At 69.0% G+C, this 15,816-nt stretch carries 12 protein-coding genes and 2 pseudogenes; 9 read left to right on the forward strand and 5 right to left on the reverse strand.

Going from position 1 to position 15,816, the window contains the following annotated elements; genetic code table 11:
- Positions 1–9 precede the first annotated feature (9 nt).
- Positions 10–1,284 (forward strand): acetyl-CoA carboxylase biotin carboxylase subunit family protein, encoded by a 1,275-nt coding sequence (locus ACFV88_RS32980; RefSeq protein ID WP_385495803.1) that lies wholly within the window; start codon positions 10–12, stop codon positions 1,282–1,284.
- Positions 1,284–2,111, forward strand: coding sequence for a tryptophan synthase subunit alpha (gene trpA, locus ACFV88_RS32985; RefSeq protein ID WP_385495805.1), 828 nt, complete (start codon positions 1,284–1,286; stop codon positions 2,109–2,111). Before ACFV88_RS32980 ends, trpA begins: the two co-directional genes overlap by 1 nt.
- Positions 2,112–2,152: 41 nt before the next feature.
- Here the strand turns inward: trpA and ACFV88_RS32990 are convergent, their stop codons facing one another.
- A complete protein-coding gene (locus tag ACFV88_RS32990) occupies positions 2,153–3,136 on the reverse strand; it encodes a hypothetical protein (RefSeq protein ID WP_385495806.1) in 984 nt (327 codons plus the stop codon).
- A 191-nt stretch (positions 3,137–3,327) separates the two neighbouring features.
- On the opposite strand from ACFV88_RS32990, the gene ACFV88_RS32995 reads away from it, so the two are divergent.
- The 3 genes from ACFV88_RS32995 to ACFV88_RS33005 all read left to right on the forward strand — a co-directional run bounded on the left by ACFV88_RS32995 (position 3,328) and on the right by ACFV88_RS33005 (position 5,801).
- Complete coding sequence (locus ACFV88_RS32995) at positions 3,328–4,365, forward strand: competence protein CoiA family protein (RefSeq protein WP_385495807.1); 1,038 nt, start codon at positions 3,328–3,330, stop codon at positions 4,363–4,365.
- Positions 4,366–5,022: 657 nt separating this feature from the next.
- Positions 5,023–5,496, forward strand: a complete 474-nt coding sequence (locus ACFV88_RS33000) for a MarR family transcriptional regulator (RefSeq protein ID WP_385495808.1) — start codon at positions 5,023–5,025, stop codon at positions 5,494–5,496.
- Positions 5,493–5,801, forward strand: coding sequence for a replication initiation protein, RepL2 (locus ACFV88_RS33005; protein ID WP_325750504.1), 309 nt, complete (start codon positions 5,493–5,495; stop codon positions 5,799–5,801). The genes ACFV88_RS33000 and ACFV88_RS33005 overlap by 4 nt, the downstream gene beginning before the upstream one ends.
- 131 nt (positions 5,802–5,932) lie before the next feature.
- On the opposite strand, the pseudogene ACFV88_RS33010 reads toward ACFV88_RS33005, so the two are convergent.
- Together ACFV88_RS33010 and ACFV88_RS33015 are read right to left on the reverse strand one after the other, a co-directional pair.
- A pseudogene (locus ACFV88_RS33010) lies at positions 5,933–7,114 on the reverse strand (IS110 family transposase); the annotation flags it as partial.
- A gap of 307 nt (positions 7,115–7,421) precedes the next feature.
- Positions 7,422–7,664 (reverse strand): annotated as a pseudogene (locus ACFV88_RS33015) (reverse transcriptase N-terminal domain-containing protein); the annotation flags it as partial.
- 1,592 nt (positions 7,665–9,256) lie between these two features.
- Here ACFV88_RS33015 and ACFV88_RS33020 point away from each other — a divergent pair.
- Both ACFV88_RS33020 and ACFV88_RS33025 read left to right on the forward strand, forming a co-directional pair.
- Entirely contained in the window at positions 9,257–10,366 is a 1,110-nt protein-coding gene (locus ACFV88_RS33020; RefSeq protein ID WP_385495809.1) for a hypothetical protein, read from the forward strand.
- A gap of 85 nt (positions 10,367–10,451) precedes the next feature.
- Positions 10,452–10,799, forward strand: a complete 348-nt coding sequence (locus ACFV88_RS33025; RefSeq protein WP_385495810.1) for a hypothetical protein — start codon at positions 10,452–10,454, stop codon at positions 10,797–10,799.
- Between the two features lie 217 nt (positions 10,800–11,016).
- Here the strand turns inward: ACFV88_RS33025 and ACFV88_RS33030 are convergent, their stop codons facing one another.
- Complete coding sequence (locus ACFV88_RS33030; RefSeq protein ID WP_385495811.1) at positions 11,017–11,184, reverse strand: hypothetical protein; 168 nt, start codon at positions 11,182–11,184, stop codon at positions 11,017–11,019.
- 882 nt (positions 11,185–12,066) lie between these two features.
- Between ACFV88_RS33030 and ACFV88_RS33035 the strand changes: the two genes are divergently transcribed.
- Positions 12,067–12,498 carry a hypothetical protein gene (locus ACFV88_RS33035; protein ID WP_385495812.1) on the forward strand — a complete coding sequence of 144 codons (432 nt, stop codon included), beginning with the start codon at positions 12,067–12,069 and terminating at the stop codon, positions 12,496–12,498.
- 96 nt (positions 12,499–12,594) lie between these two features.
- Positions 12,595–13,677: an NYN domain-containing protein gene (locus tag ACFV88_RS33040; RefSeq protein ID WP_385495813.1), complete on the forward strand. Its 1,083-nt coding sequence runs from the start codon at positions 12,595–12,597 to the stop codon at positions 13,675–13,677.
- Positions 13,678–13,731: 54 nt separating this feature from the next.
- Here the strand turns inward: ACFV88_RS33040 and ACFV88_RS33045 are convergent, their stop codons facing one another.
- Positions 13,732–15,252 (reverse strand): hypothetical protein, encoded by a 1,521-nt coding sequence (locus tag ACFV88_RS33045; RefSeq protein WP_385495814.1) that lies wholly within the window; start codon positions 15,250–15,252, stop codon positions 13,732–13,734.
- Between the last annotated feature and the right edge of the window lie 564 nt (positions 15,253–15,816).

Genomic DNA, 15,816 nt, shown 5'->3' on the forward strand with positions numbered 1-15,816 from the left:
GAAGTGCACATGACCGCACACGAGGCCACCCCCGAGGATGCCCCGGCCATGCTCCTGATCGGCACCGGGGAGAGGCACTACCGGCAGGACGCGCTCAAGTCCCTGGCCGCCCGCTACCGCATCCTCCTCATCGACGACACCGCCCCCACCTGGCAACAGCCCTTCCTGACCGACCACCAGGTGAGCGACCTTGGAGACACCGCCGCGCTGAACGCCGCCGCCAGTAGCCTGGCGGTCGCCCACGACATCGGGGGAGTGCTCACCTGGAACCCGGCTGCCACCGCCCCCGCCGCGGCCATAGCCCAGCTGCTCGGAACCGCAGGACTGGACCCGGTGGCCGTACGCGCCAGCCGCCACCAGGCGGCGGCCCACGCCGTGCTCGACGCCCATGGAGTGGCCTCGGCCCGATGGGTCCCAGTCGGCAAGATCGGCCAGCTCCGGATCGCCGCAGAGCACCTCGGCTACCCCCTCGTCCTCAAGCCCGCCATCGCGGGCAGCGGCAGCGGCAGTGGCCGCGTGGGCGCGGTCCGGGTGGGCGGGCCCGCACAGCTCGATGCCGCCTACGCGTTCACCGCGCGGGCCGCCGCCCGCCACGGCACCCAGAGCGCGGGCCTGCTCGCCGAGGAGTACCACCACGGCCCCGAGGTCGGCGTCGAAGTGGTCTCCGTCCCCGGCCGCCATGTCGTGGCCGCCATCACTCACACCCAGCGGGGCGAGGCCTTCGAGGTGACCGACCGGCTCGTCGCGCCCGCGCTGTGCTCCCCGGTCACCGACACAGCCGAAGCGACCGCGGTCGAGGCTCTTGAGGCGCTCGGCATCACCCACGGCGTCTCCCACGTCACGGTACGGCTGACCACCTCCGGGCCGAAGGTCACCACCGTCACACCATGCCTGGCCGACGACCTGATCCCGCACCTGGTCCGTCTCGCCACGGGCATCGACCTGGTGGCCGCCGCCGCCGACCTGGCCATGGGGCTCGAGCCCGACCTGCGCCCCGGCCATCTGCGCGCGGCCGCGATCGGCTTCCGCTACCCCCACGCCGCCGGAGAGCTGGGGTCATTGACCATGGACCGCACTCTGCCCTCCCGCATCTGGTGCGATCGGGCCGTGCTCGAGCAGCAGCCCGGAGTCAGCCTCGCCGCCCCGGCCGACGGTGACACCGCACGCCTGGCGCACCTGGTGGTGACCGCCGACACGCCGGCTCTGTGCCGCAGATACCTGGACCGGGCGCTCTCCACCGTTCACGCCACCATCGGCGAGGCAGACGACCGGGCCGCCGCCTGATGCCCGTCCACCCGCCGCACGCCCCCGGCCGCGCGGCACTGGCGCTCGACGCCGCCTTCCGCGCTCGCGGCCCGCTGCTGGCCGCCTACCTTCCGGCCGGGTACCCCGACCGTGCCACCAGCCTGGACCTCCTGCACCAACTTGCCCTCGCATCAGACGTCGTGGAGGTGGGTTGGCCTTACACCGATCCGATGATGGACGGTCCCATCATCCAGCAGGCCGGGGCCCAGGCGCTGGCCGCCGGGTTCACCGTCCGCCACCTCATGGAAACCGTCCGATCCCTCGCGCCCGTCACGCACGTGCTGGTGATGGGCTACTACCAGCCCCTGTACCGCTACGGCCTGCGGCGTGCGGCGAAGGAACTCGCCGCGGCCGGCGCAGCAGGAGTGATCCTGCCCGATCTGAACATCGACGAGGCCGGCCCCTGGCTCGCCGAGGCACGCCGGGTCGGACTGCACACGGTCTTCGTCGTCGCGCCAACGGCCAGTGACGAGCGGCTACGTCGCATCGCGGCGGGCGCAGGCGGCATGCTCTACGCCCCGGCCACTTCCGGAGTTACCGGTACAACTGGCTCCTTGAGCGCGTCGCTGCCGTCCTTCGTCCACCGGCTACGGACACTGACCAGCCTGCCGGTTGGTGCCGGGATTGGTGTTTCACGGCCCGAGCAAGCCGCCCGTCTCCGGCAGTTCGCAGACGCGGCCATCGTGGGCTCTGCCTTCATCCGGGCCGTACAGGACAACCCGGGACGTGCGGGCATTGCCGCAGCCGCCCAGTTGGCGGGTGAACTCCGACAGGCTCTGCGTCTTCCGGCCGTGGCTGCGGCCTGACCGGCGCCCTACGCGCGGACGCCGTCCTCGCAGGCCGTCGGTCATCGCGTGACAGCGCCCGATCGTCCCTGCTGAGGGGAGTGATCAGAGGTGTGCCGCACGGATGCTTGTTCCGGGATAAGCGGTCCGGCCACCGGAGACGCTGCGGCGGCGGCCGGGGCCGGCCGGTCGGCGTCCATCGACTTCACACGCTCAGCCGATTCGCGGGCAAGCCCCCACAGTGCCGCGGTTTGGGCATGGTTCAGACGCACCGCCCCCTTCCCGAAGAGCTGACCCGCTTCGGGCAGCGCCTGCGCCCGCTCCGCCACCTCGGTGCTGTAGGCCTGGTGGTCGGCACGCAGGGGCGCCATGCGCCGGTGTGCCTGGGCCTCAAGCGTCTCCGGTCTGCCGCTGTACAGCCCGGCGGCGGCCGCCATCGTGTGGAGAAACTGCAGCGCGGGCTGCGAGACACCCTGACCTGAATCGAGGCCCGATTGCACCGTGGCCGCGACGTTCGCCACTGCCTGCAGCTGCCACAGCTGTGCGCTGTGGGGGGTCATGATCCGCTGCTCCAACGGCCAGGTACTCAAGGCGTAGTACCCCTTCGCCGCCTGCAGGTCGCTGGTCAGCACGGGACACACGAAGTAGGGCCGCTGCGAGACCTGGTGCGAATTGCGCTCGCCCTCGCGGAGCGACCGCATGCTGCCCACGGCCAGATCGTCATCATGGAACGCCCCGTAGGCCTGGGAGAGAAGGGTGGGGCTGGCCGGTGTACCGAGAACGAGCAGGGCTGCATGCACCTTCTCTCGCACGGTGCGCGGTGCCTGACTGCCGGACTCGACGGCCCGCTCGGTGAGAGGGGCGGGTTGCTCGACAGTCCGGTGCAGTGCGAGGGACGTCTCGATCCTCCACTGGTTGAAGGCTCGCTCGGACTCGTCGCGCAGTGCCTGGACTTCTTTTTGCCCAGCTCCGTCGGCCACCGCACGGCGGGTGGCCGCCAGGAGCCGGACGAGCTCCTCTTCGCGGGCCTGGAGATCCTCGGACATGCTGGCACGCTGCCACGGGAGAGCGCGGCCGCCCGGACGCTGCCCGCCGCTCGGGCGTGGCAGGCCGGGACGGCCCGCCGGGCAGGAAGGCCGGCAGATATTCGACCGTGGGACGGGAGGCCCCGGCGGCGGCGTGCCCGCGCCTTTCATGCTCGGCAGGGATGTCAGGTGCATCCCACAGGGGAGGGCGGGTGGACGGCAACACGGATCTGCTGGTGGTCGGCTTCGACCTGCACACCGGCCGCGAGGTCCATGTCTCCGAACAGCCGGCGCAGTACTGGCGCACCCGCGGCTATCCGTACGGCGACTCCACCCTCATTTGCTGCTACTGCTTCCGCGGCATCGACGCTCCTCAGGGCACCCGGATCCCGCTCGTGGTCCGGGGCCGCCTGGGAGGGCAGGTCCGCACGCACTTCGCACACCCCCCTGGTCAGGCCCCGGTCGCGGGACACCATCCCGAGAGCGTGTGGCACCTGAACTCCAAGCACGTACTGGCACGGTGGGCCCACGACGTGCCCGGTGTCGAGGCCGTCCAGATCGAGCAGTGGACGCCCCGGCGTGAACGTCGCGCCGATGTGCTGGTCACTCTCACCGACGGCAGCCGCGTAGCCCTGGAAGTACAGAAGGAACTGCTCACGGACGGTCAGTTCCAGGCTCGGCATCACGACTACGCCGCCCAGAACATCCACGACGCTTGGTTCTGGCGGCCCGGCCTCCCGGTGCCGCACGCGGTTCTCGCCGAAGGGCTGCCCGTGTGGTTCCTCGACGCCTCCGCCCCTCAGGTCACCACGCTGGTCGCCCGGCCCCACGTACGCCCCTACCAGTGGTGGCGCTTCCCCGACTTCGCGCTTTTCGCCCCGCACCATCCGCCCTGCGCGCTGGATGCCACGGAGAAGACGAGCTTCCCACTGCAAGTCCTCGGTCTTGACCGGCGCGGCGCCTCGTTGCCCCAGGCGCTCCAGGAGCAGCTACGCGAGGCTGACCGCAAGATCGGGGAACTTGCTCGCCAGCGTGCCAACGAAGCAGGCCGCGCTGCGCTGGAGCGCTTCGCTCGCCAAGGCCGGTCCGACCGTCAGGCACCACGCCTTCCCGGCCGGTCCGTGCAGCGCCGTCCTCGGTCCACAGCAACCACAGCTCCGACACTCAAGCCGCCCAAGCCGCAGTGCGAGGTCTGCAACAGGCCTCTCCACCCCAACCTCGTCCCCTACCGCCGCCACCTCCTGTGCTGACCCGTCCCCGCGCGTCTTGCCGGGGCTGGCGCCCGTGAGCCGGGGCGGGGTGGCTGAGTAGGCTTCGCGTGCGGCGCCGTGGTCGCGTGCGGGCCGTGGACAGCACCAGCGGAGCTGCGTCCCGGGTGGCGCGGACCGTGACGGACAAAGACATCGCAGCGTGGCTGATACCGGGACGGGGGCCGCCGTTCGGCCGTGGCCGGCCGCCCGGCTCCGTACCTCCGGACGCCCCCACGCCGCTGCGGCGCCGTGGGGGCTGGCGTTCGCCGGCTGAGGATCACAGGCCGGGGACAGCGAGGCTGGGTCGACACGCGCGACGCGCCGGGGCGCGCGATGGAAATGCTGAACGGATTGACGGATCAGCGCCCCCTGGCTCTGCAGCTCCTGTACAGCAAGGAGAGAGGGACACGCCCTCACCTGGCCTGACCTGCTGTTTTCGCTGGACGATACGGCTCCCAAGATCGGATATGCCGCTTCCGGAACCGCGTTATGCCGCTCCAGGGACCGTGTTATCCCGCTCTTGGAGTCTGGATATCCGGCTCCTCTGAACGGTAAGAATGAACTATGAGTACATGTCGTGGGAGTTCAGGGATCCTGACCCGGGCTAGGGTGTGCATGTACTCATAGTTCATGTAGCCCGAAGACCGGAGAGAAGGTATGGCGCGCTCTGCGCAGCAACCGGGGGAGAGCGGTGCCCATGGCCGGGAACCGCATACGCGCTTCGGCTACATCGGCGGCTACAGCACGATCGACAACGAACGCCTGGAAGCGCTGGCAGCCGTCCCCAAAGAGGAGGGAGGGCTGACCGACCGCGAATTCCGCATCTTCATGTGGTTCGTCGGCGCCACGCTCTGCCCGGGGGAGCCGGTCATGAAGACCACCGCGTACATCGGCCAACGGACGGGGACCTCTCCGGACGCCCTGGGCCGCATAGTCCGCAAGCTGGTCAGCCGACGGCTCCTCTTCTTTGCGGATGAGTTCGGCCGCCAGCGGTTCTACAAGGTCAGCCCGTACTTCGCGAGCCAGCTGACCTCAGTGGAGCAGCGCGAGGCGATCCGGGCCTACAACCCGCCGGACATCCCAGGGCTTCGGGAACTGCAGCGGCCCAGGTTCGTAAAGGGGGACCAGTGACGACCAACGGTGACCCGGTAGCGCGCGAAGTCCTGCGGCGCACCAAGGGCCTCAAGCCCAATCAGCGGCTCATCATGCAGCTCTACGCCGTCATGCCCAAGGAGTTCACCGGCGCCGTCAAACAGACCGCCACCAGCTTGGCCGGTGAGCTAGGGATGACACCGACCCTGTTCAGCCGGGTGCGAGGGCAACTCGCCAAGGAGGGCTGGCTCGAAGAAGTCGACCGGATCTCCAACAGCCCCATCTTCCGCCTGGGCGAGAAGGCCACCGGTGAACGCACCGTCATCCCGCTGCGCTCGGCCTGACCCGATCCGGCTGCCCGTCCGACAGGGCGGGTAGCGACGGAAGAAGCCGCCACCTCGAACCGTCCTTCCTCTCAGCAGGGCTGGGACGGGCGGACCGGATGCGCCTGTCAGACACCCCATGTCGTTTGGTGTCAAGTGGCATGGGGGTGGGCGTGGTGTGACCAGGCGGTCGCTTCGTCGTAGTGGGTGCGGCTTTTGAGGCAGCCGTGGAGGATGCCGACAAGGCGGTTGCCGAGCTGGCGGAGGGCGGGGTTGTAGCCGGCCTCGCGTGCGCGTTGTTTGTCGTAGTAGCGGCGGGCGCCGGGCGAGCGCAGGGCAGCGAATGCCTGGGTCTGGAGGGCGTTGGCGAGCCGGTTGTTGCGGACGTAACGGGCCTGGACGGTGTGGCTCTTGCCGGAGGCCCTGGTGATGGGGCTGGTGCCGGCATAGTTCTTGCGTGCCTTCGCGGAGGTATAGCGGGTGGGGTCGTCTCCGAACTCGGCGAGCACCCGAGCGCCGACGATCTCACCGATGCCGGGCATCGAGAGGTAGATCTCAGCGTCCGGGTGCGCCAGAAAATGCGCCCTCACCTGCTCTTCCATCACGGCGATCTGCTCGTTCAACGCGATGATCAGATAGGCGTGAGCGGTGGCGGCAGCCGCGTAGGCGGCGGTGACCGGCTCGGGAAGGCCAAGCTGCCGCTCACGCAGCGCGCCCTGGATGGTGGCCGCTTTCGCGTCCCGGTTGCGGCGGCGGTGACGGGTCAGGACGGCAGTGATCTGGGTGTGGGTCAGCTTCGCCGCCGCGGCCGGGGCGGGTGCCTTGATCAGCAGTTCCAGCGCGTCCGTGCTGGTCAAGGCTAGATCCGAGTAGGCGTTCAAAGCTCCGGGGAAGTACTCGCGCAGTGTGGACCGCAGCCGCTGGAAGGTGCGGGTGCGTTCCCAGATCAAGCTCTGGTGGGCGCGGGCGACAACCTTGACGGCCTGGGCCCGCTCACTGTCCCCGGCCACCGGCCGCAGCTGGGCGCGGTCGATACGGACCATGTCAGCCAGTGCGTGCGCGTCGCTCTTGGCCCCGGAGGTGCCATACCGCTCCTTGAAGCGGTTGACCTGCCGGGGGTTGATTGCGAACACCTGGTAGCCGGAGGCGATCAGGGCCTGCACCCACGAGCCGCGGTCGGTCTCGATCCCGACCACCACCTTCCCCGGGTCCAAGCCCTCGCCGCCGTGGCGGGCAACGAGTTCGTGCAGTTTCGCGATGCCCGCCACTCCTTCGGGCAGGTTCGCGGTGGCCAGCTTCCGGCCGCTCTCGTCCTGGACCTCGACATCGTGGTGGGGTCGGCATGGAGCGCGGTTCCGGGATTACTCCCGTCCCGTTTCTCCATGCCGCCCTCCCGAACCGGACGTGCGAGTTGGCCCCGCATCCGGCTCTCCACAAGCCCCGTTGGGCGGTCGTGTTCCTCAGCTTGGGCTGGGCCACGGAGATGGGATGGTCGTCCCGCGAGGCCGGTAGCGCGTCGTGGCTACCGACCCGGGGTTGAACAGGACGACTTCTCCGTCGTGTGGCCACCATCCGCCGCCGCAGTAGCGCTGTTCGCCCGTCCACTCCCGGGGTCTTGCGACCAGCATTGACCTCCGTCACGCGCCGCACGCTCAACAGCGTGTTGGCCCGGGAACGGAGCATCAGTTTCTGCAGGTTGCGAACCCGTTTGAGGTCGCCTGCCTGCGATGCCGTGAAGATCCTCTGCCTCAGACGCCGTACTTCGTCCTCGACGACACGCCAGTCGATCTCGTGCCAGCCGGGGACGTTGTCCTCCGGTCCGTTCGCCATCACCTCCGCACGGGCGTGCGCCCGCGTGTTGGTCATGGCGTCCAACTTGTCCATCGGTTCCAGTGTCTTCCTCTTCGTCTCTGCACAGGCTCACCTGGCCCACGTCAGCACCCTTTCGGGTCCGGGCATCGGCCCGTATCCGACCGGTTATGCGAGGCGACCGGCGGAGGAGCCGGCCTGGATGCCTCGGTTTCCCGTTGCCTTTCGGCGGTCGGCATTGGCTTTTTGGGCCATCCTGCTCCCGCTGGAGGATCGGGCCTTCCTTGCGGTCGGCTTGCCGCGGACGCCTTCGCGCCCCGGACTCCAACGGGGTTTTCACGTTCCGCACGAGTGAGGTGCGGCCGGGTCGGGTGCCCCCTATACCCCGAGGACGGCGGTGTTCTCCCGACCGGCTTCGAGTCTTCCGGTCGGCGCCTGCCGCTTTCCAGCGACCAGTCCTTGACCTCGCTGCTGCAACCCATCTGCGAGGCTTCCGATGACGAGGCATCATCAGGGGTTCACGGTTGTTCACCCTGTCGGCCTTCCCCGTGACCTGTAGCTCCCGGATGGAACGGGGGCCCTTGGGCCTGGAGACCTGAGCTTCGCACCCCGCCGTTACCAGCGACGCACGTCAGGCCCGGGGACAGATCCTCGAACACTGATCCGTAACTACACCTTCGGCATCAGCCGACCTCCTTCGATGAAGCTCACTCAACTCGTGCGACTTTCGTGTCGCACCCCGGCCTCGGACTACTACGGAGCCTCCGCCCCGCCCGGCGCCAACAGCAGACGACGCGCCTGTCCCTGCACCGCGCTGGCTGCACGGGGTCAGGACGACACCGGACGGTTCCCACGTTCACTTGAGAGTCGATCGACGGGTGAGGTGCCCAGTTCTACCCCTGCGGCATCGCCACGGTTACGCCGCAGACATTCACCGTGGCCTCCCGGCCGGTAATCACATGCCGACCCAGGAGTTCCCCACCGCCCGAGGGCAGCGGGTGCGCGCCGCGACCAGCCCATATCCGCCAGGTTGGAGCTGGTGGGCCGTTAAGGGGCGTCAGACACCGGTTCCTCTCGTACACCTTCCCGTCTCGCTTGCCGGACCCGCACCATCTGGCAGTACTGGCACGTCCCGGCGTTGTCAGGGCTGCTCCCACCCTCCCCGGCGTCTCCCGGATCAGGCTGCCCTCAGCTTCACCCAGCCGCTGCGACGGCCAGGAGTCGAAGGTCTTTCACCTCCGCTCGACTTCAAGCGCCTCGTGGCGCACGTGATCCTCGGCCCAGTCATCACCGATCAACAGCAACAGACCCTCCCCAGCTCCGTACCCGGCACAGCGGTGCAGCCTGCGGAAGGCACGGCACGCGGCCTAATGGATCCAGTGCTCACGCCCCATGGGGCGGACACGCCACCCCATCAGCGGTCTGGCCTCCCGGCCACCAGCAGGGGCACGATCTGACAGCAGAACTCGAAGGCTCCGGCGGCAATAGTGCTCACCTGATGGCGGCTACGGAATCAAGCATTCCCCGACTCTGTAGCTCCCATTAGGCGGGAACGCCGCCCATCTGGCTGCCCGCCTGGTGGGAAGATCACGCCTCGACGCTCGAACTCGCTGGCTGCGGCCGCGCGGCACCGTGCAACGTGGACTTGGCCGGAAGGCCCCCTGTCTATGACCGGCGCCGGGCCCAGCCACGAGGAGACCGTCATTTCCGCCATACGCAAGACCCTGACCGCCACCGCCGTCGCCACCGCGGTCCTGACGGGTGCCGTCGCATGCGGCACGGCGGAAAACCTGTCCGCCGGCCAGAAACTCGACCGGGCCTTCGACAAGCTCGGCAAGGAGCACTCGGCTTCCTTCGAGCTGGACCTGGACGCCGACGCCACGACCCTCAAGTCTCTGGACAAGGGAGCCGCGCCCGGCGACGAGATGCCCGACCAGGTCGCCAAGCTCCTCGCCGACGCCAGGATCTCCCTCTCCGTGCAGTCCAAGAAGCCCCTGGACGAGTCCGGTGAGAAGGACATCACCGGGATGACGGTGAAGGTCAGCAGCACGGACGCCGACCTGATCGAGTACCGGATCGTCGGCGACTACGCCTACCTGCACGCCAACGCCAACGCCAACGCCAACGCCAACGCCAACGCCAACGCGAGCGCGAGCGCGAGCGCGATGGCCGCGCAGACCGGCAGCCCGCTTCCGGCCGCCGAGGACCTGCCCGAGAGCGCGACCGCGTTCAAGCACCTCCTCAACGGCAAATGGATCAAGGTCCCCGCGAAGGACCTCAAGAGCAGCGTCACCGGCCCCCAGACGTCGCAGACCACGCCGGACGCCGACACCCAGAGCAAGCTCAGCAAGGCGCTGCGAGGCGTCATCACCCGCCAGGTCGAGCTGAAGAACGTGGGCGAGAAGGACGGCGTTGACCACATCACCGCCACGGCCTCCGTGCGGACGCTGCTCAGCGAACTCCTCAAGGAGGTCCGCCCGTTCACGAAGGGCCTCCCGCCGGGCGCCGCGCTGCCCAGCGACGACGACCTCAAGAAGGTGCCGGACCAGAAGGTGACCGCCGACTTCGCTCTGAAGAACGGCAAGCTGAGCGAGGTATCCCTGGATCTCGCCAAGTTCACGCAGAACGCGAAGGTCACCAAGCTCGCCCTCGTGCTGCGGGTGGCCAAGGCTGAACCCACCACCGCCCCGGCCGGAGCCGTCGAGGTGCCGATGGCTGAGCTGGTCCAGGGATTCACCGGCGCCCCCGCGCCCGACGGGCAGAGCCCCGCGCTCTGAGTGCCTGGCGCTGTCGGGGATCTTGGTATCCGGGGTTGTTTCTCGATCTCCAGTCTCGTGGGCGACTCCGTGGAAGGATGGGGCCATGACCCCGGAGGAGGCTCGGCGGGCGGCCCGCCGTTTGCAGGATGGCGCTCTGATCGCTGAGGCCGAGTCGGTTGCCGAGGGTTGGCACTTCCTGACGGTCGATGGGGTCACAGTCGAAGATCAGCCCAGCGCGGACCTGTATGAGCAGGTGATCACTGTGTTCCGGCAGGTTGTGGGAACCGGGCGTCAGGGGCGGCACTTCAGGACGTCGTCCGGTCTCACCTTCGGGATTCACAGTGCGGATGCCGAGGAGCGCGTCCAGATGCTGCGTGAGCGACTGGACATGCTCAACCCGACCGGCTCTGCGGGCGAGCGACGGTGGACGCTGCGCGAGGGCATGCGGTAGGAGCTGGCGAGGCGGTGGGAGCAGGTGAAGGTGGCAACTACCGCCTTCATGTCAGCCTGCGGGGTGGGTGGCGGCGCGCCAGGACCTGGGCCGCGGGATGTGCTGCCAGTCGAGGAAGCCCTGGAGCGCGGTTGGGTTCCGGGGCCGGCCAGCGGCGCCCTGCGGGCGAGTTCCACCAGGGCGGCACGCATGGCCTCGGTGACCAGCTCCAATCGGGTCAGGTCCGGACCGCGGCGAGGCCGTGGGTGGAGTCCGTGCGCTGTCGGCCCCGCTCGCGGACCAGGCCGACGGCCCGGATCTTCTCCAGCGCGAGATCGAGCAGCTTGTCGGCCCGGTCTTCCTCGGTCAGGCGCTCGTGGTGGAAGTCGGGGTCTTCCAGCTCCATAGCAGGGCGTACTTGAAGTCGATGCGGTTCCGCACGGACTCGGCGGGCCTGCTGGTCGGACAGCTCCAGCAGGACTGCAGACCGACACCATCGCCAACTGGGCAGGTGGCAGACCGGGCCTGCCACCCCGCGGGTGCCACTCCTCGAAATCCTCATCGCTCCACGGACCGTTGAGGTGGTCGCGGGATGGCCATGGCCGTGGGGCCCTGCGGGTTGCACGCCCGCGCCACTCGCGCCGTCAGCTCGGGAACCACACAGCCGGTACGGGAGCGGACACACATCTCGGACCTCAGAAATCGCGGGCGCCAACCATCCCATCCGCCCGGATCACGAAGGCTGCGGTTCCCCGAGCGGCTACCACGAACGGGTGAACGTCCTCAACGCACAAGTCACGACAGCAACTCCAACACCAGAGAGCACGAACGATGCGTTCGCCCAACGGTCACCAGACCACAGCCACGTTCTCCATCGTTCGCCGACGTGTTCGCCGGCTCTCTGAACAGCGGAAATGGATCGCTCGCCCGGCATCGCCCTCATGATCGACAACCTTGGAAACCAAGATCCCCGACAGCGTCAGGTACTGACGCTCCAGCCGGTGGAGGGCAGGCAGGGACACAGAGGGACACATCTGCTGGCAACACGAACCAAGCCGACCACCGGGCGGGCGCCGCGCCTCCCTGCCCCACCCACCAGACGGGAGAGACGAAGGTACCTGCCCGCCCCATGGGCCGCGTGGCCTCCGCCTTCTGTTCCTTCGCGATCGTGAGATCCCTATGCCAGGCGCACGAGGACGCGCCAGCAGCCATAGGGGAGTGAGGGTGGAGCAGGGACATGTCGGTTATCCCGCCCACACAGTCCCAGCACCTGTTCAGAGGAGAGCCCGTGACACACGGCACTGTCTGGATCTACACCGAGGGCTACAGGGAAGGGAACAGCGCCGCGCGCCTACTCCGCGCGGACAAGGCCAATGAGATCTTCCAGCTGGACGCCGCAGCCGTGCTCGTCAACGGGACCGATACCGTCTGGAACCCGCGCACGCCCCCCTCACGGCCCGAGGACCTCCCGCCGCAGTTCCTGATCGCCCTGGCCAAGGCAGTGCAGGCGGCCCGCCATGCAAGCGGCGACGGATACGACCGGGTCGTGACCCCCCGGCACAGCGCGAGCGACGGATGGCGGTGGCACGTCTGCCGCCTGGAGGAGATTCCGGATCCGCCCCAGCCCGACCCCCTGCCGCCGGCCCTCACCGCCGCGACACGGGCGGCTTGGGGTATCCGCCTGCCCACAGAACCCGAAGCGGGCAGCCCAGCGGCCTAGGAGCGCCGCCCGGAGCCCCGTAAACGGCGAGTCCGCGAGAGCGGCATGTGATGGACTACCGGCTGAGTAGGCACTGCTCACGGTCGAGGGGGGAACGTGGACCGCTGCATCGTCCTGGTGGACGCCGGATATCTCCTGGGCGCGGCCGCGACCCTGTTGACGGGTGACGCGGCACGGTCGCGGCTGTCCGTCGACCACGGGCGGCTGATCGAACAGATACGCCAGCGCGCCGAGGCCGATACCGGGCAGCCGCTCCTGCGTATCTACTGGTTCGACGGGGCCCCCGAACGAGTGCCCCAGCCCGAGCACCGTCGCCTGCGGGTGATGCCCCGGGTCACGGTGCGCCTGGGCCTACTCACCCAGGTCGAAGGACGGTTCCAGCAGAAAGGCGTGGACGCGGCCATGCACGCCCAGCTGACCGAGCTCGCCCGCAACCACGCCTGCAGCGACATCATCCTGATCACCGGCGACGGAGACCTCCTGCCCGGGGTGATGGCGGCCAAGGATCACGGTGTGGCCATCCACCTGTGGGCCGTCCAAGCCGCCGACGGCGAGTACAACCAGTCCGAAGACCTGGTGGCGGAGGCCGACGAGCGGCATCTGCTGGATCGCGCCTGGCTGACACAGGCCATCAAGGCCGCCGGTTCACCCGCGGCCCGACAGGAGACCAACAGTCCAGCCCAACCCTCGCGCGAATACGCCGGGCCGGACGGCGAGCCCGACTCTCTCCCGGCTGCGCCCCGGATCCCCACCCCGATGGCGCTGGCCCACCGCCCGGCACCGCCCCCGGCCGCCGCCTTGCGCTGGTCCTCGGACACCGGCTGGGTCGACCCCGACGTCGGGCTTCCGCTCCTGAGCGATCTCACCACCTCCGAACAGGAATGGGCGGACCGCGAGTACGACATGACCCAGGTCACCGGCGAGCCCAGAGAAGTCGGCCGCATTTTCGCCACTCGCTGGACCCAGCGACTGCCGCACGACCAGGCCGCAGAGCTCATCGACAGGCTCGCCGAGGCCAACCCCCGCATCCCCCGCTCCCTCGACGGCGAACTCCTGCGCTACGCCGCCCGCTTCGGCATGATCGGCAACGAGGAAATCAGCGAAGAACACCGAGTCCACCTGCGCGCGGGATTCTGGGACGGCGTCGCGCCAGCCGACCGGCTGACTCCCGCCCGCTGAGAACCACCGGACCTAGGCGGGCGCGGGGCGGCAGCGCATTCGATCACGGCCGTTCTACTCGCGCAGCGTCACACCGGGGAAGTGCCGGATCCCGTTGCTCTTGACCAAGGCGCCTACTTCCAGCACCTCCAGGACCTGCTGGGTCATCACGCGGGAAGGCACGGGCCGCAGGCCGTTCTGCTCACACCAGCCGGCATACGCGGCGCGGAGTTGGGGCTGGCCTGTCCGGCCGGCGGTGTCCTTCACACAGCGCTCCTCCAGGAACTGGCCGATCGGGTCGGCGAGATATGAGGGCGCAGGAGCGGGCAGCGCCGCGAGAGGAGCGGGGCCGCCGGCCTGGTGACGCTCGATGTACCGGCGGGCCCCGGCCAGCATCCACTGGAGAACGCCCGGCCCCTCCTCGTGGACCACACGGCGACCCAGCCCCGGGTCGAGCTGGCGAGGGGATTGCGTGAAGAGGATGGGCCGGAGCCGAGCCTGCATGCTCGCAGTCTGCAAGCCGATGTCACGTGCGATGAGACAGACATGATGATCGAGGCGGATCTGGAAGGACGCAGCCAGCCCCGGGCGCCGCACCACATGAATGCCGTCCGGCAACATGGGCAACCGAGACGGCGGTTCCTCGACACTGATCAGGCGAGCACCCCGCAGGCCGGCCAGATATGCTGCCCCGGAGTCGTCGAGCGACCGCCCGGGACCATGTGCGGCATAGGACCCCATGACCTCGGCCACGATGCCCAGCAAGGTCGACTTACCCTGGCCGGGGCCCGTCAGGAGAGGAAGCACCCGGCCGCTGACGTCGCCGGTGAGGGAGTAGCCCAGCAGAATCTGCAGGTAATCCCGAGTCTGCTCACCGTCCAGGCCGTCGCCGAGGACGTCGAGGAGGAAGCGGTCCCAGAGCGGAGTCGGCCGACCGTCGGGGACGACGCTGGTGCATCGGGTGGCGAAGTCCCGGCGCGGATCCGCCGGGCGTCGGCTCCCAGATGCCAGATCGACCAGACCGTCTGGGGTGCACAGCACAAAGGGGTCCGAGTCGAGCGCGAGAGGATCGACCGTGATCCCTACTGTCGCAGCAGCCAGGGCCAGCAGCTCTCGCCACGCGGTCGCTGAACCGTCCCACCACTGCTCATCGGGTGAATCGTCCACAACCTGCCGGGTCAGCTCCTCGAGGAACTCGGCGGCCGCGAGCCGGGGCAGCTTGTCATCGGCCAGGATCTCCCACCGGTGTCCGGTGAAGGACAGCCATCCCAGCCCCGTCGCATGACGAAACCGAGTGCGGTAGCGCTCCGCGAAAAGATGCGCGGTACTGAGAGGCGTGAGGGGCCGTTCCGCGAGGCCAACTGGACTCGCCGTCCGGCCCGCAGGTTCGACAGGGGGGAGGCCGTAGGCCAGGGCCTGAGCTGCCTCCTGGATGCCGGCCCGATCCAGAACGGCCGGGAGCAGCCCCAACTCATGAGCCTGCGTGACTCGCCGCAGGGCCTCCTGGCGACCGATCTGAGGGGCGAGCTTCCTCAACTCGCGCGCGATGCGCTGCTGGTGGGTCAGGTTGGACGTTCGGGACCTGGGCGGGGTCATGATCAGCTCCTGTACAGCCCAGCGAGGCCGCCCCATCACGACCGACGCCAGGGCGTACGGAACATACAGACTGCGCCGATGATCTCCCCGTCTCCCGAGCGGCGGCTCGGTTCACCACCGGCAGGTGATGGGCCCGCCGCGGCACGTATGACGGATACGTTGGGAGGAAGAGTATCCCGCTCCACAACGTCCGCACGGCACCCCGGCTGCCGGTCACTCACCGCTTTCATGCAGGGCGAGCCAGGTCACTCCACGTCAGCAAAGGCTCGCGCCACGGCCACTCTCCGGGCGGTACCGGCGCCAACCCGAGACGTTCGCGTACGGCCTCGTCCTGCCCGCATGGCCCACAGACACTGATGTCGCGCTCCACCACGATCCGGGACCGGCTCCCGGAGTCTTCCGGGAAAGCGCGAAGAGGGCCAGCACAGCGTGGGCACGCATCGGTCTGTTCAGCTTCCATGCCCTCAGACTAGTAGTACTTCGTTAGGTTGCGCCCGGCGGGTGGTCGTCTGTTTGAGCCGGGGGCGGTAGGTCTCGGTGGCAGGTGGGGCATGCGCCGGTCCA

It is taken from the genome of Streptomyces sp. NPDC059816, assembly GCF_042732055.1.
Lineage (GTDB): Bacteria > Actinomycetota > Actinomycetes > Streptomycetales > Streptomycetaceae > Streptomyces.

Bases quoted from the DNA above. Each gene is read 5' to 3' on its own strand.
- ACFV88_RS33045 (WP_385495814.1), bottom strand. From the start codon at position 15,252: ATGACCCCGCCCAGGTCCCGAACGTCCAACCTGACCCACCAGCAGCGC.
- ACFV88_RS32980 (WP_385495803.1), top strand. From the start codon at position 10: ATGACCGCACACGAGGCCACCCCCGAGGATGCCCCGGCCATGCTCCTG.
- ACFV88_RS33025 (WP_385495810.1), top strand. From the start codon at position 10,452: ATGACCCCGGAGGAGGCTCGGCGGGCGGCCCGCCGTTTGCAGGATGGC.
- ACFV88_RS33020 (WP_385495809.1), top strand. From the start codon at position 9,257: ATGACCGGCGCCGGGCCCAGCCACGAGGAGACCGTCATTTCCGCCATA.
- trpA (WP_385495805.1), top strand. From the start codon at position 1,284: ATGCCCGTCCACCCGCCGCACGCCCCCGGCCGCGCGGCACTGGCGCTC.
- ACFV88_RS33030 (WP_385495811.1), bottom strand. From the start codon at position 11,184: ATGGAGCTGGAAGACCCCGACTTCCACCACGAGCGCCTGACCGAGGAA.
- ACFV88_RS33000 (WP_385495808.1), top strand. From the start codon at position 5,023: ATGGCGCGCTCTGCGCAGCAACCGGGGGAGAGCGGTGCCCATGGCCGG.
- ACFV88_RS32990 (WP_385495806.1), bottom strand. From the start codon at position 3,136: ATGTCCGAGGATCTCCAGGCCCGCGAAGAGGAGCTCGTCCGGCTCCTG.